General features: G+C 47.2%; 1 protein-coding gene. It reads right to left on the reverse strand.

The genetic code is table 11. The annotated features are described in order from the left end of the window. Positions 1 to 117: 117 nt before the first annotated feature. Positions 118 to 369 carry an amino acid permease gene (locus tag C1I97_RS42870; RefSeq protein ID WP_111007435.1) on the reverse strand — a complete coding sequence of 84 codons (252 nt, stop codon included), beginning with the start codon at positions 367 to 369 and terminating at the stop codon, positions 118 to 120. Between the last annotated feature and the right edge of the window lie 36 nt (positions 370 to 405).

Genomic DNA, 405 nt, shown 5'->3' on the forward strand with positions numbered 1-405 from the left:
GCTATAGCGACACCCTTTTGTTCCCAGTCAGTAGGGGTGTGACCATTGACCTTGAATAAGTACGCCGCGAGAACTAGAAGGTAAGGTTATTTAGTTTCACCTAATAGTTGAGTAGTGTTACATACCAATTGCGTTGCTACTGCTGAATGATAGAATGACAGTCTGGACGGCAAAAGCGATCGGGAAGAAATATCGAGGGCGAGGAAAGGCTTGTTCAAGATAGACAACCTCGGAGCCGGATCTGCTCGGAAAGTACGAGGCAAATTCAAGATACACACTCAGCGATGCAGCTGATGTGAACAATCCAATGACCCAAAAGATTAAACTCAAGCCGGGGGACCCGACACCTTTGAGGATAGTTGCGGCTATGCTTCAAGGTCAGCATATCATCGAACAGTGCGAGAC

Source organism: Streptomyces sp. NTH33, from assembly GCF_003236365.1.
Classification (GTDB): domain Bacteria; phylum Actinomycetota; class Actinomycetes; order Streptomycetales; family Streptomycetaceae; genus Streptomyces.